The following is an 18,675-nucleotide window of genomic DNA, read 5'->3' as shown; positions in this document are numbered from 1 at the left end:
GGTGGTGACTCTTGGAGCTGGGAAACGAACGACACTGTAGCGTATTCGTGCGAAGAAAGCGACACCCTGTCGCGCGCGGCGCAAGTCTGGCCTCGCAAGCGGCGGATTCTGCACTAGAATGGCCGCAAGCCGGCAGGCGGCGCAGATCACAAGGAGCGGGGATGGCAAGGCCAGAGAAAGTGCGGCTCGGGGAAATTTTGGTGCAGCAAAAGCTGCTGACGGAGGAGCAACTGGGCCTGGCGCTGGCCGAGCAAAAGCGCAGCGGGCGCAAGTTGGGCCGCGTGTTCATCGAAAACGGCTATGTCACCGAGGAACAGATCGCCGGCGCGCTGGCGCGCCAGCTGAACGTTCCTTACCTGAACCTGAAGTTCTTCAACGTCAATCCCGAGATCGTCCGCCTGCTGCCGGAAACCCAGGCCCGCCGCTTCCGCGCGCTGGTGCTGGAGGACCGCCGCGGCGCGCTGCTGGTCGGCATGTCCGATCCGACCGACCTGTTTGCCTATGACGAGATCGTGCGCATCGTCAAGCAGCCGATCGAGCTGGCGGTGGTCAACGAGACCGAGGTGCTGGGCGTGATCGACCGCATCTACCGCCGCACCGAGGACATCTCCGACCTGGCGCGCGAGCTGGAGCAGGACCTGGGCGACGCCTCGGTCGACTTCGGCGCGCTGGCGGCGGCCAACGCCAACCTGGAAGAAGCGCCCATCGTCAAGCTGCTGCAATCGGTGTTCGACGACGCCAGCCAGGTGCGCGCCTCGGACATCCACATCGAGCCGCAGGAGGGCCGGCTGCAGATCCGTTTCCGCATCGACGGCGTGCTGCACCTGCAAACCGAGGCCGACATCAAGATCGCGCCCTCGCTGGCGCTGCGGCTCAAGCTGATGTCGGACCTCGACATCTCGGAAAAACGGCTGCCGCAGGACGGCCGCTTCGCCGTGCGGGTGAAAAACCAGCGCATCGACGTGCGTATCTCCACCATGCCGACCCAGTACGGCGAATCGGTGGTGATGCGACTGCTCAGCCAGAGCAACACCCAGCTGCGGCTGGACGCGATCGGCATGCCGAAGACGATACTGGAGAAGTTCCGCGCCATCGTCCAGCGTCCCAACGGCCTGGTGCTGGTGACCGGGCCGACCGGCTCCGGCAAGACCACCACGCTGTATTGCGCGCTGGCCGAGCTCAATTCGGTGGAGAAAAAGCTGATCACGGTGGAAGACCCGGTCGAGTACCGGCTGCCCGGCATCAACCAGGTGCAGGTCAACGACAAGATCGAGCTGAGCTTCGCGCGCGTGCTGCGTTCCGCGCTGCGGCAAGACCCGGACATCGTGCTGGTGGGCGAGATGCGCGACCAGGAAACGGCCCAGATCGGTTTGCGCGCCGCCATGACCGGACACTTGGTATTATCGACCCTGCACACCAACGACGCGGCCAGCACGCCGCTGCGCCTGATGGACATGGGCGTGCCGCGCTACATGGTGGGTAGTTCGCTGCAAGCGGTGCTGGCGCAGCGGCTGGTGCGGGTGATCTGCGAAAGCTGCACCACGCCGTACGAGCTGACGCCGACCGAACACGAGTGGCTGCGCATGGAGTTGCACGACAAGGTGGACAAGGCGCGCTACTTCCATGGCAAGGGTTGTTCGCATTGCAATGGCATGGGATATCGCGGCCGTACCGGCGTGTACGAGCTGCTGGAAATGACGCGCGACGTGGTCGATGCCGCCAACGACCCCGATCCTTCGCATTTCCTCAAGACGGCGGCGGCGCAGATGGCCGGCGATACATTGCGCCGGCATGCGGTGGCGCTGGTGATACAGGGCCGCACCACGGTGGCCGAGGCGATGCGCATCAGTAACCAGACCGAGGATTGACGTGCCGTTCTATGCCTACAAGGCGCGCAGCGCGCGCGGAGAGTTGATGCAGGGCGTGCTGGAGGCGGCCGACAGCAACGCCGTGGCCAATCACCTGAGCAGCGCCGGCGCCATTCCGGTCGAGATCGCGCTGACCAACAAGGCCGCCACCGGCGGCGCCGGCGGCGAGGCCTGGTGGAGCACGCTGCTGGAAAAAAAGGTGACCTCGATGGACGTGCAATTGTTCAGTCGCCAGATGTACACGCTGCTCAAGTCCGGCGTGCCCATCATGCGCGGGCTGGCCGGCTTGCAGGAATCGGCGATCAGCAAATCGTTCGGCAAGGTGATCAAGGACCTGCGCGAGTCGCTGGACGCCGGCCGCGAGCTGTCGGCGGCGATGCGGCGCCATCCCACCGTGTTCAACGACTTTTACCTGTCGATGGTGCGGGTGGGCGAGATGACCGGCCGCCTGGAGGAAGTGTTCCTGCGACTGTTCGACCACCTGGAGTTCGACCGCGAAATGCGCGCCCGCGTCAAGAGCGCCACCCGCTATCCGATCTTCGTCATCGTCGCCATGATCATCGCGATGGTGATCGTCAACATCTTCGTGATCCCGCAGTTCGTCAAGGTGTTCGAGAGCTTCCACGCCGAATTGCCGTTGATGACACGCCTGCTGATCGGCAGTTCCCGCTTCACCGTCAACTACTGGCCGGAGCTGCTGATGGCCGGGGTCGGGGCGGTGTTCGGCTTCCGTTACTGGGTCAATACCAGCGTCGGCCGCTTCCAGTGGGACCGCCACAAGCTGAAATTCCCCATCGCCGGCAAGATTATCCTGAAAGCCACGATGGCGCGCTTTGCCCGCAGCTTCTCGCTGTCCAGCCGCAGCGGCGTGCCCATCGTGCAGGCGCTGACGGTGGTGTCGCAGACGGTCGACAACGCCTACCTGTGTTCGCGCGTCGAGCAGATGCGCGACGGCGTCGAACGCGGCGACAGCATCCTGCGCACCTCGACGGCCGCCAATGTGTTCACGCCCATCGTGCTGCAAATGATCGCCGTCGGCGAGGAGTCCGGTTCGCTGGACGATCTGATGGACGAAATCGCCCAGATGTACGAGCGCGAGGTGGACTACGAACTGAAAACGCTGGCGGCGCAAATCGAGCCGATCCTGATCAGCTTCCTCGGCTTGATGGTGCTGGTGTTGGCGCTGGGCATTTTTGTGCCGATCTGGGATCTGGGCAAAGTGGCGTTGCCGCACTGATGGGGCGCTTGGCACCCGGCAGTGTTGTGCGGCCACAACGACGGCGGGCTGGCGGTTTCACGCTGTTCGAGTTCGCCGTGGTGGCCTGCATTTTCGGCCTGTTGATGATGGTGGCGCTGGAGCGGGTGGCGTATTACCGTCGCGCCGGGGACGAGGCCGGCGTGCAGACGCTGCTCATCAATATGCGCAGCGCCTTGTCCGGCAAGGTGATGGCTCTGCAGGCGCAGGGCAGGGAGAAGGACATCGCGGCGCTGGCCGGCGCCAATCCGGTGGCCTGGCTGGAGCGTGCGCCGGATAACTATGCCGGCGAATTGACGCCGGACGCGGCAAAAAGTGTTAAAGCTGGCAACTGGTATTTTGATCTGAGGCAACAAAAGCTGATATTCGTGAGGGGTGCGCAAGAGAATTTGTTAAATGGTGCCTCAAAGAATATTTGTTTCAAGGTAGAATTACTGCGCTTGCCCTCAAAAAACGCCAACGCAGAGCGCCAGCCGGGAAATGAAACCGGTATCGCGCTAAATGAAGTCGCTCAATAGTTGCCGCTGCCGCTATCCGCCGCAGTTTGGCGTTGATGATCTTTTCTTAGTCAGGTCTGGAGTTTCATATGCAAACCAAACAAGCAAGCCCATTCAATTATCGACCACAGCAGGGCGGCTTTACGCTGATCGAGCTGATCGTCGTCATCGTCATTCTCGGGGTACTGGCCGCTACCGCGCTGCCGCGTTTCGCTAACCTGGCGCCCGATGCGCGGGTGGCCAAAATGCAGGGAGCGCGGGCCGCGTTAATGAGTGGCGCCAATATGTACCATGGGCGCTGGCTGGCGGCCGGTTCCCCGACCGCAACCGCCACCGTTAGCTATGACTCGCCAGCGGTCACCGTCGATACCGCGACCGGCTATCCGACGCTGGCCGGCGCACTGGTCGCCGCCGGCGGCCTGGCCGATTATGATATATCGACCTTTGCCGCCGATGGCGTGCTGCGCCCTGATGCCGGCAGCCCCACCACCCATACCGGTTGCACGGTCACCTACACCGCTAGCGCGGCTAACGGCGCCGTCGTAACGGTAGCGGCAACCAACGCCACCTGCTGATCTCCGAGGCAATGGCCGAGCGGAGAGGGGCATGACGGGACCGGCGCTACGGCGCCGCATCCGGTCCCTGAGGCCGGGTGGCTTCACCTTGGTCGAGCTGATCACGATCCTGGTGGTGGTCGGCATCATGGCCGGCGTGGCGGCGCCGCGTTTCTTCCAGCGCCAGGGCTTTGATGCCGCAGCCTACACCGACCAGTTGCGCGCCATGCTGCGCTACGGCCAGAAAATCGCCATCGCCCAGAGCCGCAACGTTTTCGTGCGCTTGAATGGCAATAGCGTGGCGCTGTGCTACGACGCCGCATGCGGTACCCGCGTGACGGCGCCGGGCGGCGCCAACAGCGGCAGCGGCGTTACCCTGGCCACTTGCGGCGGCGTTGGCAGCTGGGCCTGCGAAGGCGTGCCCAATGGCCTGGCGGTCTCCGCCGCCGCGACCTTTTTCTTCGATCCCACCGGCCAGCCGTTTGCCGGGAATGACCCGCCGCAAGCGCTGAACGCCACCTTTGTCGCGCTGACGCTGGCAGTCACCGGCGACGGCGGTACCCACAACGTCACCGTCACCCCGGTAACCGGCTATGTTTTTTAAACCGACCGCGCGCGCGCAATCGGGCGTGAGCCTGGTTGAGCTGGTGATGTTCATCGTCATCGTCGGTATCGCGGTGGTCGGCGTGCTGCGGGTATTCGACATCGGCGCGCGCGCCAGTCCCGATCCGATGCGGCGCAAGCAGGCGCTGGCCATCGCCGAAAGCATGATGGAGGAAGTCCGGCTGGCGCACTTCACTTTTTGCGACGGCAACGATCCGAAGGCCGAACTGCCGACCACGCTGAGCCCGGCCGACTGTACGATTCCGGAAGTGATGGGCCAGGAGCCCAACAATAGCCGCCCGTTCGACAATGTCAACGATTACGGCGGCAGCTACACCAACGACGCCGCCGGCAACCCGCTGCCGGCAGGTTACACGGCCAACGTCGCGGTCATTGTCGAGCCCAGCTTTGGCCCGGCGGGCGGGCAGATAGGTTCCGACGCCGCTAATATGAATGTGCTGCACATCACCGTCACCGTGCATTACGCCGGCGGTGGCGACGACGTGGTGCTGGACGGCTACCGCACCCGCTACGCGCCGAGGTCGCTATGAACAAGCGCGCGCGCGGCTTTACGCTGGTCGAAGTCATCATCGTCATGGTTATCACCGGCATCCTGTCCGGCATGCTGGCGGTGTTTCTCAAGACCCCGGTGCAGAGCTACGTCGACACGGCCGCGCGTGGCGACATGACCGACGTCGCCGACCTGACGCTGCGCCGCATGACGCGCGAGTTGCGGCTGGCGCTGCCCAACAGCGTGCTGGTCTCGGCCGACCGCAAGACCTTGCAGTTCCTGCTGACCAGAACCGGCGGCCGCTACATCGACGTCAGCGATTCGCCGCCGGCCGCGCTGCTGCCGCTCGACTTCAGCCCAGCGGCCAGCCTGTCGTTCAACATGGCCGGCGTCGCGCCCAGCGGCCGCCAGGCCGTCCAGATCAATGACTGGATCGCCGTGTTCAATGTCGGCACGGCGCCGGCCGACGCCCGCACCTTCGGCAATATCGCGCACGTGACGGCGGTCAACGGCACCCGCATCACCATGGCCAACAATCCGTTCGCCACGCAGTCGCCGTCGATGCCGTCGCCGACCAACCGCTTCCAGGTGGTGACCGGCACCGTCACCTATGTGTGCGCGCCGGCCGCCGCCGGCGGCACGCTGACGCGCAATTTCACCAACCAGATCATCGGCCTGAACGGGCTGGGCGCGCCGCCGTTCGGTGCGCCGGCGTTGCTGGCCAACCTGGTCACGGCCTGTGGCTTCGACTATTCGGTGCTGGCTAACACCAACGCGGCGCTGGTCGGGATATCGCTGACGCTGTCCCGCAGCAATGGCGAGAGCATCAGCCTGGCGCGCCAGGTTCACCTGGATAACACGCCATGACGCCGCTGCGCCACCTGCCGCGCCGGATCGCCGCCGGCTTTTCCATCGTCACCGCGCTGTTCCTGGTGGTGGTGCTGTCGGCGCTGGCCGTGGCGGTGATGAGCCTGACCACCGCCCAGCAGACCAGCTCGGCATTGGACTTGCTGGGCGCGCGCGCCTACGAGGCGTCCCGCGCCGGCGTCGAGTACGGCCTGTACCAGCAGCAGATCAACGGCAGCTGCGTGGCCAGCCGCAGCTTCCCGCTTGGCGCGACCTTGTCTAGTTTCACCGTGACGGTGCTGTGCACCGTCAACGCCACGCCCGGCATGGGCGCGAGTTTGAACCAGACCACCGTCACCGCCACCGCCTGCAACCAGCCGGCCGGCGGCGTCTGTCCAAACGCCGCGCCCACCAGCCCGGACTACGTGCAGCGTACGGTCACGGTGCAGTTCTGAGGAGGCCAGCATGCGCACCACCATCGACATCCCGAATCCTGCGCCGCGCTGGCTGGCCTGCTTGCTGGCGCTGCTGTGCTGCCTGGCCGCCGGCGTGGCGCGCGCCGATTCGCCGATCACCTTGTTCAAGAGCTTTGCCGGCAACGTCAGCTTCACCGGCGCCCAGACCACCCTGCGCGCCAAGGACAACGACACCGATCCCTGCGCCCTCAAGAACGGCCAGCTGCAGCTGAAGCTGTCCGGCGTGCCGCACAGCGCCACCATCCTCAGCGCCCAGCTGTATTGGGCCGGCTCCAGTTCGACCCCGGACTACGACGTGACCTTCGACGACGTCGCCGTGAGTGCGCCCAGCAACCGCCGCTACACCTCCGCCACGGTGGGCTATGACTTCTTTGCCGGCGCCGTGGACGTGACGTCGCAGGTGGTGGCCAAGGGCAACGGCAACTACAAGATCGACGACCTGACCATCAACAGCGGCAGTCCCTACTGTGCGGTGGAGGGCGTGCTGGGCGGCTTCCAGCTGCTGGTGGTGTACTCCGATCCCAGCGAAACGTTCCGGGTGCTCAATGTCTACGAAGGCTTCCAGTACATCCGCTTTTCCGGCGTGACGCTGACGCTGGCCAACTTCAAGATCCCCACGCCGATCGGCAACCTGACCGGCAAGATCGGCCACATCACCTGGGAGGGCGACGCCACGCTGTCGGGCGGCGGCGAAATCCTGCGCTACAACAGCGTCGAGATGGTCGATGCGATGAACCCGTCCGGCAACCAGTTCAACTCGGCCTCCAACATCGACGGCGATACCAAGTCCTACGGCATCGATTTCGACGCCTACACCGTCTCGTCGCCGACCATCAAGGCTGGCCAGACCTCGGCCCGCAGCGACTACCAGTCCGGCCAGGACCTGGTGCTGTTGAACGCCGAGGTGATCGCCGCGCCCAATGTGCCGGCGGCCGACCGCGCCGTCTCGATGACTTTGCAGAACCCCTTGCAGCCTGCGCAGGTCAGCAACTACATCATCAGCGTCAGCAACAACGGCCCGCTGACCGAGGGCGGGCCGACCACGGTGGTCGATGTGCTGCCGGCGGCGCTGATCTTTTCCAGCGCCAGCGGCACCGGCTGGAATTGCGGCATGAACGGACAGACGCTCACCTGCAGCTACAGCGGCGCGATGGCGGCCGGCGTGACGCTGCCGCCGATCACGCTGCGGGTGACCACGGCCGCCGCCGCCAGCGGCCTGGTCACCAACAGCGCCACCGTCAGCGGCCAGCTGTTCGACTACTACGACGGCAACGACACCTCGACCGTCAGTTCGCTGGTGGGGGCGGGGGCGTTCACGCCGAGCTATGTCTTCACTGATGTGCCATGCGAAAACGGCTTGTCGTTCGGCGATCCGGGCCAGCCGTGCAAGCTGGTCGATTTCACCACCGTGCAATACCTGGCCAACAAAGACATTCCGCTGTACCTGACTTTCGTTGTATCGAACGTGCCGACCGCGCTGTCGAACTCCAACAGCACGATCCAGATGAAATATGCCTTGTCCTGCCACGACCCGATCCAGGATGCGGGCGTGCGCGCCACCTTCACCAAGGTCGGCGCCGCCGCCAGCACGCTGCCGCTGTGCGCCAGGTCCGGCGCGGTGCCGGCGCAGAACTCGTCCACCTGGACCGGGCTGAATAACGTGGTCATGACCGGCGGCAAGGCCAGCTCGGCCGACCAGTACAATTTCCACTACTCGGACGTGGGCCGCGTCGAGTTCCTGGTCAGCGACAATACCGCCCGCTTTGGCACCAGCGGACCGTTCGTCGAGCGGCCCGAGCGGCTGGTGCTGGTGGCGCCGGCCTCCAACCTGGCCGGTTCGCCGGCTGCTCCCACCGACCCCAAGTTCGTCACCGCCGGCACGCCGTTCGGCCTGACGGTCAGCGCGCTGATGTATGGCGGCGCGGCGGCGCCCAATTTCGGCAAGGAGAGCGCGCCGGTGCAGATCAAGCTGACCACGAAAGCCGCCAAGGACCAGGCCGGCGACCGGCTGGAAGCCATGCACGCCGGCCCGAGCGACCCGGCCAACCCGCTCGATCCTACCGATCCCGAGGCGGAGCTCATTTTGAGCGGCAGCTTGAACGCCTTCAGCGGCGGCAGCGCCACCGGCAATGCGTTTTCCTACGCCGATGTGGGGGTGTTGGAGATTACGCCGACGATCCTGCCGATTTCCCCTGCCACCGCAGGGAACTATTTAGGCAGCGGCGACGTGCAGTCGGTATCGATCAACGTCGGCCGCTTCGTGCCGGACCATTTCGATACGGTGCTGACCGGCCTGATGGCCTGCGATCCGCTCGGCATGAGTTGCCCGGCCTCGGTGACCGGCATGGCGTACTCGCGCCAGCCGTTTGCGACGAGGGTGACGGCGTATAACTTGCAAGGCGCCGTCACGCTCAACTACCGGCGCACCCTGGCGCGCGCGGCACAACTGTCGGCCTGGTCGGCGCCCGGCACCACCACCACCGCCAATCCGCCGGCCGCGCCGGCCGGCTCGGCGCTGAGCGCCAACAACCTCGCCGCCACCGATTTCCTCATGGGCGTGGCCAACGCCAGCCCGGTCTACACCTTGCCCAATGCCTTTGTCGCCACCGCGCCGTACGCCAACAACTGGGTACCGCCGACCATGACGTATGTGCGCGCCACCGAGACCGGCAGCCCCAACGACGGCGTCAGTTCGCTGCGCACTGGCGCGGTCGAAGGCGGCGTGGCGGTGGTGTCCGGCCGCCTGTTTGTGCCGAACGCCTACGGTTCATCCAGCCTGTCGGTGGCGCTGGCCTTGGGCGCGCAGTACTACGGCCAAAGCACCGTCGGCGGCGCCACCGTGCTGGCCTGGCGCAACAACGCCAGCGACAGCGTGACCGTGGTGACGCCGGCATCGAACTTCCAATACGCCAGCTGCCTGTTGGCCTGTCCGGCGCTGGCGCCCAATTCGGCGGCGTCATTGACGATGAAGTCCGGCGCCGCCACTGCCGCGCTCAAGGCCGGCAGCACCACGGGCAAGAGCGGCGCCAACGTCACCGTCATCAACGGGCCGGTTTGGCTGCCGACCAGCCAGGGGCGGGTAACCTTCGGCGTTTATCGCAGCCCGGTGATTTTCTTACGGGAAGTGTATTGAATTCGCGTCACTTTATTTGGGTTCCGAGCAATAAGAGGGCAAACTGGAGGCAAGGCCAGAAATTGGCGCGGTAGTGCAATGAAACTTGAATATAATCAACGATGTGCGGTGATTATTGAATCTCGTGCTTAATCATTTGAGACATTCGGATGCGTTTATTTGGAAAAGCGGAGAAAAAGAATGGCTGGCTGGCCATCGGCCTGACGGCGGACGGCGTGCAGGCTGCGGCGATCGAGCGTCGCACCGACGGCTTGCCGCGCGTGCTGCTGGCCGCTTCCTACCCGGGCCAGGCCGACCAGGCCGGCGCCAGCCTGGCGCGCCTGGGCAAGGAATTGCAGGCCGGCCGCTATCGCTGCACCACGCTGCTCGGCGCCGGCGGCTACCAGCTGCTGATGGTCGAGGCGCCCAATGTGCCGGAAGCGGAAATGAAGACCGCGCTGGGCTGGCGCGTCAAGGACATGATCGACTTCCCGCTTGAGCAAGCCACCCTCGACATGGCGATGGTGCCGCAGGCCAGCGGCTCGAACCAGGCGCGCCAGGCGTTCGCGGTGGCGGCCCGCAACAGTGTGCTGCAGCCGTACCAGCAGCTGTTCGCCGACAACAAGATCGCGCTGTCGGCCATCGACATCGGCGAAATGGCGCAGCGGAATATCTCGGCGCTGCTGGAGCCGGAAGGGCGCGGCCTGGCGCTGCTGGCCTTCGACGCCGACGGCGGCCTGCTGACCGTCAGCTATCAAACCGAACTCTATCTGGCGCGCCGCATCGACATCACCCTGAACCAGCTGCTCGATCCCGACCCGGACCGCGTGCAGCATCTGCATGACCGCATCACGCTCGAACTGCAACGCTCGCTGGACCACTTCGAGCGGCAGTTCTCGTTTGTCACCGTGGCCAAGCTGATCTTGGCGCCGGTGGGCGAGGGCGCCTTGCGCGCCTACCTGGCCAGCAATCTCTACCTGCCGGTGGAGCAGCTGGACCTGGCGAGCGTGCTGGACCTGGAGCAGGCGCCGGTGTTGCAGGACCCGGCGCAGCAGGCCGGCTTCCTGCGTACGCTGGGCGCGGCCCTGCGCGAGGAGGCGAGCGCATGAGCCAGCAAATCAACCTGTTCAGCGCAGGCACCCAGCGCAAGACCAATTACGCCGGCACGCCGGTGCTGGTGGCCGGGCTCGGCGTGCTGGCGCTGGTCTTGATCGGCGCGTCGGTCCTGGCCAAGACCGAGCTGGCGGCGTTGGAGAGCGAGGCCGCCACGGTCAAGGCCGGACTGGACCGCGGCGAGGCGCGCCGGACCGCCGCCACCGCAGCCTTCGTGGCGCCGCGCAAGAGCGAAACATTGCAACAGGAACTGGACCAGGCCGGCGCGCAATTCCGCAATCTGCAACAAGTCGCCGCGATACTGGAGCAGGGACAACCGGGCGCGACGCGTGGTTACTCGGCTTATTTCCGTGCCTTCGCGCGGCGCGGCGTGGAAGGCTTGTGGCTGACCGGCGTGACCATCCAGGGCAGCGGCGATGCGATCGGCTTGCAGGGGCGGGCACTCAAGGCCAGCCTGCTGCCTGGCTACCTGAACGGCCTGGCTAGCGAGGCCGTATTGCGTGGCAAGACCTTCGGCCAGTTGGAAATGAATGAACCCAAGCCCGCACCAGAAGCCGCCGCGGACGGGACAGCGCCAGCGCCGGTGGCGCCGCGTTATGTGGAATTCAGCCTGCAATCGGCCGCCGCCGGCGAGCGCGCCAAGGTGGAGCAGCCATGAAAGCCTATTGGATCAAATTCGATACCTGGCTGATGGCGCTGAGCCAGCGCGAACGCCTGATGGTGGTGGGCGCCATAGCGGCGATGCTGGTGTATATGGTGTTCCAGCTGGTGCTCGACCCGGCCTACACGCGCCAGCGCACCTTGCGCGCCACCATGCAGCAGCAGCGGGTGCAGATTTCAGGCATCGATTCCGAACTGGTGCAACTCGATGTGGCCGCGCGCCGCGATCCCGACCGCGAAGTGCGCGAGCGGCTGAGCGCGTTGCAGCAGGACAGCGCGGACCTGCGCGCCAAGCTGCGCAGCGCGCAAAAGGGCCTGGTCGCGCCAGACCGCATGGGCCCGCTGCTACAGCAAATGGTGCAGGGTCACGGCAAGCTGCGTCTGGTGTCGTTGAAGACGCTGCCGCCGCAAGGCACGGTTGACGGTACTTTCGCCGCGTTGGATGCGCCGCAGCCGGCGCCGGCCAAGGCGGCCGCAGCACCGCAGCTGACGCCGGCCGCCATCGTGCAGGCGGCAGCCGCCTCGGCCAAGCAGCCGTCGGCCGGCGCCGCACCGGCCAGCGCGCCAGCCGCCGCACCCGCCGCGCCCGCGCCGCTGCTGTACCGCCATGGCGTGCAACTGGTGCTGCAAGGCAGCTACCTGGAGATGATCGATTACCTGGAAGCGCTGGAGGCCATGCCTACCCAGCTGCTCTGGGGCGCCGCCGCGCTCGACGCCGGACAATTTCCTCAAGCCCGGCTGACGCTGACCCTGTACACCCTGAGCCTGGACCAGAAATGGATAGCACTATGAACCGCCGGCTGACATCGCTGTTGCCGTTGATGCTGCCGCTGATGCTGGCGTTGCCGGCGTCCGCGCAAAAGCTGGCCGACCCGACCCGTCCACCGGCCCTGATGGCCGCGCCAGAAAGCGAGGCCGCAGCGGAAGCCGTCGCGGCCGGACCGCGCCTGCAATCGATCCTGATCGGCCGCGCACCGGACGGCCGCCGGCTGGCGGTGATCGACGGCGCCACCCTGCGCATAGGCGGCAAGGTGGGCGACGCGGTGCTCGAACGCATCAACGACAATTCGGTGGTACTCCGCCGTGGCAAGAATCTGGAAACCCTGACCCTGTTTCCCAAACCGGCCGAGGCCGCTGACCCGACAGGGAAAACTAAATGATCCAACCTAAAAACTCCCTGCACCAACTGATGCGATGGGCTGGCATGCTGGGCGCGGCCGCCGCGTTGGCGGCCTGCCAGACCCAGGCGCCGCGCGACACCTACAACACCATCGACCAGCAGGTGCGCGACGCCGCCGCCAAGGCCCACGCCCAGCCCGCCAGTTCGGCGGCGGTGGAGGCGGCGCTGCTGCCGCCGCCGGCCGCGACCATGGCGGCCGAGCTGCCCAAGGCGCGCACGGTGATGGAGGAGCGTTTCAACGTGTCCTTCAATCAGGTGCCGGTGCAGCAGTTCTACAATTCCATCGTGGCCGGCACGCGCTACAACATGCTGATCCATCCGGACGTCAGCGGCACCGTGACCGCCAACCTGAAAGACGTGACGCTGTTCGAGGCGCTCGACGCGGTGCGCGAGATGTACGGCTACGACTACAAGGTGGAAGGCACGCGCATCTACATCCGGCCGCTGACGATGCAGACCCGCATCTTCCAGGTCAACTACCTGAGCGCCTCGCGCAAGGGCACGTCCAATGTGCGGGTGTCGTCGACGTCGGTCAACACGGTGGGCTCGGTGGTGTCCGGCCAGAGCGGTCAGAGCGGCAGCGGCAGCAACGGCCAGAGTAACCAGCCGCAGCAGCAGGGACAGGGCAACCAGCAGTATGCGATGGAAGACTCGAGCAACGTCAAGACCTCGTCGGCCACCGATTTCTGGACCGAGTTGAAGGAGGCGCTGGTGGCCCTGGTCGGCGGCGTCGGCGAAGGCCGCAGCGTCGTGATCAGTCCGCAGTCGGGCGTGGTGGTGGTGCGCGCCCTGCCGGAACAGCTGCGCAGCGTCGACCAGTATCTGAAGGCGACCCGCCTGGCCGTCGAGCGCCAGGTGATCCTGGAGGCCAAGATCCTCGAAGTCCAGTTGAACAGCGGCTTCCAGAGCGGCATCAACTGGGCCAGCTTCGCCTCGTTTGGCGGCGGCGGCAGTAATCGGTTGTCGGCTGGCTTCCTGGCGCCGGGCACCGGCCTGGCGCCGCTGCCGGCCGGCGGCGGCACGCCGGCGCCGCTCGTCAGCGGCGGCACGGCGGGTATAGGGGCCATTACCGGTTCCGCGCTGGCCAACGCCGCCAACAACGCCGGCTCGCTGTTCGGCCTGGCGTTCCAGACCAGTAATTTCGCCGCCATGATTTCCTTCCTGGAGTCGCAGGGTTCGGTGCACGTGCTGTCCAGCCCGCGCATCGCGACCATGAACAACCAGAAGGCCGTGCTCAAGATCGGCACCGACGAGTTCTATGTGACCGGGGTCAGCACCACCACCAACTCCAACGTCAGCGGCAACACCACCAGCCCGAACGTGACCTTGCAGCCGTTCTTCTCCGGCGTGGTGCTGGACGTAACGCCGCAGATCGACGACGAAGGCAACATCATGCTGCACGTGCATCCGTCGGTGAGCCAGGTGTCGACCGTGAACAAGGTCGTCAACCTGGGCAGCGCCGGTTCGCTGCAACTGCCGCTGGCGGCGTCGAGCACGTCGGAGATGGACAGCATGGTGCGCGGCCAGGACGGGCGCATCGTCGCCATCGGCGGCCTGATGCGCCAGTCCAGCGTCGACGACAACAGCCAGGCGCCCGGCATCGGCAGCCTGCCGGTGGTCGGCGCCTTGTTCCGCAACACCGAGCGCAGTACGCAGAAGCGCGAGCTGGTGGTGTTGATCAAGCCCACCATCGTTGATGGCGCGGCCAGCTATGCGCAGGATCTCGACGACGCCAGCCGCCGGGTCCAGCAACTGGCGCCGCCTGCCGGAGGAGGCAAATAAATGTACCAGGCCCATTTCGGCTTGGGCGAGATGCCGTTCGGGATCACGCCTGACACCAGCTTCTTCTTCACCAGTCCGCATTCGCAGCAGGCGCTCAACACGCTGCTGGTGGCGGCGCGCAGTGGTGAGGGCTTCATCAAGATCACCGGCGAAGTCGGCACCGGCAAGACGCTGCTGTGCCGCAAATTCATGGCGACCTTGGGGCCGGGTTTTGTCACGGCCTACATCCCCAATCCCTATCTGGAGCCGCGCACGCTGATGCTGGCGCTGGCCGATGAACTGGAACTGCCCCTGCAGCGCGACGTCGACCAGCACCAGTTGCTGAAGTCGCTGACCTTGCGCCTGATGGACCTGGCGCGCGAAGACAAACAGGTGGTGATGTGCCTGGACGAGGCGCAGGCGATCCCGCTGGAAAGCCTGGAAGCCTTGCGCCTGCTGACCAACCTGGAAACCGAGAAGCGCAAGCTGCTGCAGATCGTGCTGTTCGGACAGCCGGAACTGAACCAGCATTTGCAGACCAACTCGATCCGCCAGCTGGCGCAGCGCATCACTTTCCACTACCACCTGGGGCCGCTCAGCCGCGACGATCTGGAATATTATCTGGCCCATCGGCTGCGCGTGGCGGGCTATACCGGCAGCCGTTTGTTCAGCCGCAGCGCCATCGGCCGCCTGTTCAAGGCCAGCGGCGGCATACCGCGATTGGTGAACATTATGGCAAACAAGTCGTTGATGCTATGCTTCGGCGAAGGCAAGCAGCAGGTGACGCGTCGTCATGTGGATATGGCGGCGGTCGATACCGTGCCGTCGAGGGCGGGCTTGCGGTGGCAATGGCTGATGGCCGGCGTCAGTTTGCTGATCGCCGCATGCGGCCTGACTTGGGCGTTGACGAAATGAGTTTGATTAATAAAATGTTGCAGGACCTGGATGCGCGCGGCGGGGCGGGCGATGGCGCTTTGCGCCAGCAGCAATTGCTCGCGGTGAGCGGACAGGTGCGCGACAAGCGGCCATTGATCATCGGCGGTGTGCTGGTGTTGGTGACGGTGGTGGTGGGCGGCGGCTGGTATGGCTGGGAATATTGGCAAGCCCATCGCGCGGCGGCGCCACAGCCGGTTGCTGTGGCGGCCGCGCCGGTCAAGACGCCGGCCCCTGCGCCCGCACCCGCCGCGACGCCCGCTCCCGCTGCTGCGCCCGCTCCGGTCGAGGCAAAGGTTCAAGCCCCGGCGGCTCAGGCCGCCAAAGTCGCGGTAATGCCGGAAGCGGCGCCGGCCGACGCCGCGCCGCGCAAGCCCGCCGCCGCGCCCGCCGAACGCAAGCCGGTCCGCCAGGCAGCCACGCGCAGCGCCGACGACACGGCCGGCGTGGGCACGATCACGCACGACATCAGTCCGCAGCAGATGGCGGAAAACACCTACCGCCGCGCGCTGGTGGCTTTGCAGGAAGGCCGCATCAGCGCCGCGCTGGCCGACCTCGACCGCGCGCTGGAAATCGATCCGCGCAACGAGGCCGCGCGCCAGACCAACATCAGCCTGCTGCTGGAACAAAAGCGCAACGACGACGCCGTGCGCCAGCTGCGCCTGGCGCTGGGCATCGATCCACGCCAGCCCGGGCTGGCGATGGTGCTGGCGCGTTTGCAGTTGGAGAAGGGCGGTCCGGCGCTGGAAACCTTGATGGCGACCTTGCCGTATGCCGGCAGCAGTGCCGAGTACCAGGCCTTCCTGGCCGGCGTGCTGCAACGCGAGCAGCGCCACACCGAAGCGGCGCAATATTATCGCGAGGCGCTGAGGCTGGCGCCGCGCAACGGCGTCTGGTGGATGGGCCTGGGCATCTCGCTGCAAGCCGACATGCATCTGCCGGAAGCGCGCGAAGCCTATCGCCGCGCCCGCGCGTCGAACGGCCTGTCGCCGGAGCTGCAAGCCTTCATCGACCGCAAGATCGATTCCTTGTCGCGTTAGTGAACTAGAGGCTGGCCTGCTGGCCCCAGATCTGCTTCATGCTGAAGCGGATCGACGCCTCGTCCTCGCTCAAGGCCTCGGCAATCGCGCCGGCCTCGTCGGCTCCGCTGCGCAGCGGGGCCGGCGTCAGCACCGCCCCCGACGGATCGCGCAGGCAGTGGATCAGCACACCGCCGGCGCCGCCCGGACGGCGGCAGATCACGCCGATCTCCCCGCTCTGCAAACGCACCAGCGAACCCGGCGGGAAGTCGCCCAGTTCGCGCTGGAACACCTGCACCAGCATGGCGTCGACCGGCGCCGCCTTGTCTTCGATCAGGTTGCGCAAGGCCAGGTTGGGCAGGATGGAGCGGCGGTAATTGCGCGCCGACACCTGCGCGCAATAGCGGTCGGCCAAGCTCAGCAGCTTGGCGTTCTGCGTCACCTCGGGACTGGCGACGCCGGCCGGATAACCGCTGCCTTCATCATTCTCGTGGTGCAGCAGCACGCAGGAAATCCACTCGTCGTCCTCGATGCCGGCGCATTTGAGCATGTCCACGCTTTCCTCGGGGTGACGGCGGACGATGGACATTTCCTCGCTGGTCAGCGGGGTGTTCTTGTTCTGGAAGGTGTCGTTATGGCGCAGCATGCCGACGTTCATCGTCAGCGCGGCCGCCGTCACGGTCAGCGTTTCGGCCGCGTTCTTGTTGAGGCTGCGGGCGATCACCACCACCACCACGGCCGTCTCGATGCAATGGCGCACCGCGTAGCTGCCGGCGATCTGGCACAGGAAGATGCAGGCCAGCGCGATGTCGGGATTGAGATCGACCGCGTGGATCACGTCGCGCGCGATGTCGCGCAATTCGCTTTCGGCATTGTGTTCGTTGCGCAGGTTTTGCAGCAGCCGCTCCAGCCGGCGGTTGGACTGGTTGAGCAGATGCAGCACCGACGGCGGCGGCTCTGGTTCCGCGAACTCGCCCGCTATGAGCGGCGCGTCCGCCTGGTTGGTATCGGCCATGATTCTTGTCCCCGAATTAAACTTTGCCCAGTCGCTCCAACGCGAGTGCCAGGGTCTCATCTTTTTTTGCAAAGCAGAAGCGGACGATGCCCGATTCCTTGCCTTGCTGGTAAAACGCCGATACCGGTATCGCCGCCACCTTGATCTCGGTGGTCAGCCATTCCGCAAACTCCGCTTCCGTTTGCGATGAAATTTTGTCGTAGCGCACGCACTGGAAATAGGTGCCGTCGGCCGGCAGCAGCTCGAAGCGCGAACCCTTCAGGCCTGCGCGGAACAGGTCGCGCTTGCACTGGTAGAAGGCCGGCAGTTCCAGGTAGGGCGTGGGATCGTCCATGTAGCTGGCGATGCCGTGCTGCATGGGCGTGTTGATGCTGAAGACGTTGTACTGATGCACCTTGCGGAACTCGGCCGACAGCGCGGGCGGCGCGGCCACGTAGCCGATCTTCCAGCCGGTGACGTGGTAAGTCTTGCCGAAGCTGGAGACGACGAAGGCGCGCGCCGCCAGTTCCGGATGGCGGCACACCGATTCGTGGCGCTGGCCGTCGTAGACCATGTGTTCGTAGACTTCGTCCGACAGGACCAGCACGTCCGTGCCGCGCACGATGTCGGCCAGCGCTGCCAGGTCGGCGGCGCGCAGCACGCTGCCGGTGGGGTTGTGCGGGGTGTTGATGACGATCAGGCGGGTCTTGCCGTTGACGGCCGCCGCCACGGCGGACCACGGCACGGTGTAGCCGTCGGCGTCGGCCTGCATCTGCACCAGCACCGGCACGCCGCCGGCCAGCGTAATCGCCGGCACGTAGCTGTCGTAGCTCGGTTCGATGACGATGACCTCGTCGCCCGGATGCACGCAGCACAGGATGGCGGTGGTCAGCGCCTGGGTGGCGCCGGCGGTGACGGTGATGTCGGTGTTGGCGTCGTACTGGTGGCCGTAGATGGATTCGATCTTGGCGACGATGGCGTGGCGCAGCGCGGGCGCGCCTATCATCATCGGGTACTGGTTGAAATCGGCCTGCATGGCGTCGTTGACGGCTTGCAGCAGGCTGCGCTCGCAGGGGAAATCAGGGAAGCCCTGGCCCAGGTTGACGGCGTTCGCTTGCGCGGCCAGCGTCGACATGCGGGTGAACACGGTGGTGCCGACCGCCGGCAGGCGGCTGGTCAGGATGGGCGTGGACGGCGTGCTGCTCGGCGGATTGTTGCGGCTATTCATGGCGGCTGTGTAGTGGACAGATAGCCTATTCTAGCTCAGCGCGCCGGGTTTGGTGTGGTGAAAAA

18 protein-coding genes are annotated in these 18,675 nt (G+C 65.8%); 16 read left to right on the top strand and 2 right to left on the bottom strand.

Features of this window, described 5'->3' with window-relative positions:
* Positions 1–161: 161 nt before the first annotated feature.
* The 16 genes from D0T21_RS08935 (at position 162) to D0T21_RS08860 (ending at position 16,409) form a co-directional block, all read left to right on the top strand.
* A complete protein-coding gene (locus tag D0T21_RS08935) occupies positions 162–1,868 on the top strand; it encodes a GspE/PulE family protein (RefSeq protein ID WP_116990975.1) in 1,707 nt (568 codons plus the stop codon).
* A 1-nt stretch (position 1,869) separates the two neighbouring features.
* Complete coding sequence (locus tag D0T21_RS08930) at positions 1,870–3,105, top strand: type II secretion system F family protein (RefSeq protein WP_116990974.1); 1,236 nt, start codon at positions 1,870–1,872, stop codon at positions 3,103–3,105.
* A complete protein-coding gene (locus D0T21_RS08925) occupies positions 3,105–3,641 on the top strand; it encodes a type II secretion system protein (protein ID WP_229211389.1) in 537 nt (178 codons plus the stop codon). The genes D0T21_RS08930 and D0T21_RS08925 overlap by 1 nt, the downstream gene beginning before the upstream one ends.
* 68 nt (positions 3,642–3,709) lie before the next feature.
* Positions 3,710–4,195, top strand: a complete 486-nt coding sequence (locus D0T21_RS08920) for a type II secretion system protein (protein WP_116990973.1) — start codon at positions 3,710–3,712, stop codon at positions 4,193–4,195.
* A gap of 31 nt (positions 4,196–4,226) precedes the next feature.
* On the top strand, positions 4,227–4,778 hold the full coding sequence (locus tag D0T21_RS08915; protein ID WP_116990972.1) for an MSHA biogenesis protein MshC: 552 nt from the start codon (positions 4,227–4,229) through the stop codon (positions 4,776–4,778).
* On the top strand, positions 4,768–5,328 hold the full coding sequence (locus D0T21_RS08910) for a hypothetical protein (protein WP_199538496.1): 561 nt from the start codon (positions 4,768–4,770) through the stop codon (positions 5,326–5,328). Before D0T21_RS08915 ends, D0T21_RS08910 begins: the two co-directional genes overlap by 11 nt.
* Positions 5,325–6,155 carry a prepilin-type N-terminal cleavage/methylation domain-containing protein gene (locus tag D0T21_RS08905; protein WP_116990971.1) on the top strand — a complete coding sequence of 277 codons (831 nt, stop codon included), beginning with the start codon at positions 5,325–5,327 and terminating at the stop codon, positions 6,153–6,155. Before D0T21_RS08910 ends, D0T21_RS08905 begins: the two co-directional genes overlap by 4 nt.
* Positions 6,152–6,589 (top strand): agglutinin biogenesis protein MshP, encoded by a 438-nt coding sequence (locus tag D0T21_RS08900; RefSeq protein ID WP_116990970.1) that lies wholly within the window; start codon positions 6,152–6,154, stop codon positions 6,587–6,589. The genes D0T21_RS08905 and D0T21_RS08900 overlap by 4 nt, the downstream gene beginning before the upstream one ends.
* Positions 6,590–6,599: 10 nt before the next feature.
* Positions 6,600–9,743 (top strand): DUF11 domain-containing protein, encoded by a 3,144-nt coding sequence (locus D0T21_RS08895; RefSeq protein WP_116990969.1) that lies wholly within the window; start codon positions 6,600–6,602, stop codon positions 9,741–9,743.
* A 149-nt stretch (positions 9,744–9,892) separates the two neighbouring features.
* Positions 9,893–10,831 (top strand): agglutinin biogenesis protein MshI, encoded by a 939-nt coding sequence (locus D0T21_RS08890; protein ID WP_116990968.1) that lies wholly within the window; start codon positions 9,893–9,895, stop codon positions 10,829–10,831.
* Complete coding sequence (locus D0T21_RS08885) at positions 10,828–11,493, top strand: MSHA biogenesis protein MshI (protein ID WP_116990967.1); 666 nt, start codon at positions 10,828–10,830, stop codon at positions 11,491–11,493. Before D0T21_RS08890 ends, D0T21_RS08885 begins: the two co-directional genes overlap by 4 nt.
* Entirely contained in the window at positions 11,490–12,287 is a 798-nt protein-coding gene (gspM, locus tag D0T21_RS08880; protein WP_116990966.1) for a type II secretion system protein GspM, read from the top strand. The genes D0T21_RS08885 and gspM overlap by 4 nt, the downstream gene beginning before the upstream one ends.
* Positions 12,284–12,655 carry an MSHA biogenesis protein MshK gene (locus D0T21_RS08875; RefSeq protein WP_116990965.1) on the top strand — a complete coding sequence of 124 codons (372 nt, stop codon included), beginning with the start codon at positions 12,284–12,286 and terminating at the stop codon, positions 12,653–12,655. Before gspM ends, D0T21_RS08875 begins: the two co-directional genes overlap by 4 nt.
* Entirely contained in the window at positions 12,652–14,457 is a 1,806-nt protein-coding gene (gene mshL, locus D0T21_RS08870) for a pilus (MSHA type) biogenesis protein MshL (protein ID WP_116990964.1), read from the top strand. Before D0T21_RS08875 ends, mshL begins: the two co-directional genes overlap by 4 nt.
* Complete coding sequence (locus D0T21_RS08865) at positions 14,458–15,351, top strand: ExeA family protein (RefSeq protein ID WP_116990963.1); 894 nt, start codon at positions 14,458–14,460, stop codon at positions 15,349–15,351.
* Complete coding sequence (locus D0T21_RS08860) at positions 15,348–16,409, top strand: tetratricopeptide repeat protein (protein ID WP_229211388.1); 1,062 nt, start codon at positions 15,348–15,350, stop codon at positions 16,407–16,409. Before D0T21_RS08865 ends, D0T21_RS08860 begins: the two co-directional genes overlap by 4 nt.
* 4 nt (positions 16,410–16,413) lie before the next feature.
* On the opposite strand, the gene D0T21_RS08855 is transcribed toward D0T21_RS08860, so the two are convergent.
* Together D0T21_RS08855 and D0T21_RS08850 are read right to left on the bottom strand one after the other, a co-directional pair.
* Complete coding sequence (locus D0T21_RS08855) at positions 16,414–17,403, bottom strand: HD-GYP domain-containing protein (protein ID WP_116990961.1); 990 nt, start codon at positions 17,401–17,403, stop codon at positions 16,414–16,416.
* A 16-nt stretch (positions 17,404–17,419) separates the two neighbouring features.
* The gene (locus tag D0T21_RS08850; RefSeq protein ID WP_116990960.1) at positions 17,420–18,610 is read right to left on the bottom strand and encodes a pyridoxal phosphate-dependent aminotransferase; all 1,191 of its coding nucleotides are present in this window, start codon (positions 18,608–18,610) and stop codon (positions 17,420–17,422) included.
* Positions 18,611–18,675: the final 65 nt, after the last annotated feature.

The sequence above is a fragment of the Duganella sp. BJB476 genome (genome assembly GCF_003416895.1).
Lineage (GTDB): Bacteria > Pseudomonadota > Gammaproteobacteria > Burkholderiales > Burkholderiaceae_D > Rugamonas.
Note: the sequence above shows the minus strand (reverse complement) of the source record. Positions and strands in the feature narration are given on the sequence as shown.

Bases quoted from the DNA above. Each gene is read 5' to 3' on its own strand.
- D0T21_RS08935 (WP_116990975.1), top strand. From the start codon at position 162: ATGGCAAGGCCAGAGAAAGTGCGGCTCGGGGAAATTTTGGTGCAGCAA.
- D0T21_RS08925 (WP_229211389.1), top strand. From the start codon at position 3,105: ATGGGGCGCTTGGCACCCGGCAGTGTTGTGCGGCCACAACGACGGCGG.
- D0T21_RS08920 (WP_116990973.1), top strand. From the start codon at position 3,710: ATGCAAACCAAACAAGCAAGCCCATTCAATTATCGACCACAGCAGGGC.
- D0T21_RS08915 (WP_116990972.1), top strand. From the start codon at position 4,227: ATGACGGGACCGGCGCTACGGCGCCGCATCCGGTCCCTGAGGCCGGGT.
- D0T21_RS08910 (WP_199538496.1), top strand. From the start codon at position 4,768: ATGTTTTTTAAACCGACCGCGCGCGCGCAATCGGGCGTGAGCCTGGTT.
- D0T21_RS08905 (WP_116990971.1), top strand. From the start codon at position 5,325: ATGAACAAGCGCGCGCGCGGCTTTACGCTGGTCGAAGTCATCATCGTC.
- D0T21_RS08900 (WP_116990970.1), top strand. From the start codon at position 6,152: ATGACGCCGCTGCGCCACCTGCCGCGCCGGATCGCCGCCGGCTTTTCC.
- D0T21_RS08895 (WP_116990969.1), top strand. From the start codon at position 6,600: ATGCGCACCACCATCGACATCCCGAATCCTGCGCCGCGCTGGCTGGCC.
- D0T21_RS08890 (WP_116990968.1), top strand. From the start codon at position 9,893: ATGCGTTTATTTGGAAAAGCGGAGAAAAAGAATGGCTGGCTGGCCATC.
- D0T21_RS08885 (WP_116990967.1), top strand. From the start codon at position 10,828: ATGAGCCAGCAAATCAACCTGTTCAGCGCAGGCACCCAGCGCAAGACC.
- gspM (WP_116990966.1), top strand. From the start codon at position 11,490: ATGAAAGCCTATTGGATCAAATTCGATACCTGGCTGATGGCGCTGAGC.
- D0T21_RS08875 (WP_116990965.1), top strand. From the start codon at position 12,284: ATGAACCGCCGGCTGACATCGCTGTTGCCGTTGATGCTGCCGCTGATG.
- mshL (WP_116990964.1), top strand. From the start codon at position 12,652: ATGATCCAACCTAAAAACTCCCTGCACCAACTGATGCGATGGGCTGGC.
- D0T21_RS08865 (WP_116990963.1), top strand. From the start codon at position 14,458: ATGTACCAGGCCCATTTCGGCTTGGGCGAGATGCCGTTCGGGATCACG.
- D0T21_RS08860 (WP_229211388.1), top strand. From the start codon at position 15,348: ATGAGTTTGATTAATAAAATGTTGCAGGACCTGGATGCGCGCGGCGGG.
- D0T21_RS08855 (WP_116990961.1), bottom strand. From the start codon at position 17,403: ATGGCCGATACCAACCAGGCGGACGCGCCGCTCATAGCGGGCGAGTTC.
- D0T21_RS08850 (WP_116990960.1), bottom strand. From the start codon at position 18,610: ATGAATAGCCGCAACAATCCGCCGAGCAGCACGCCGTCCACGCCCATC.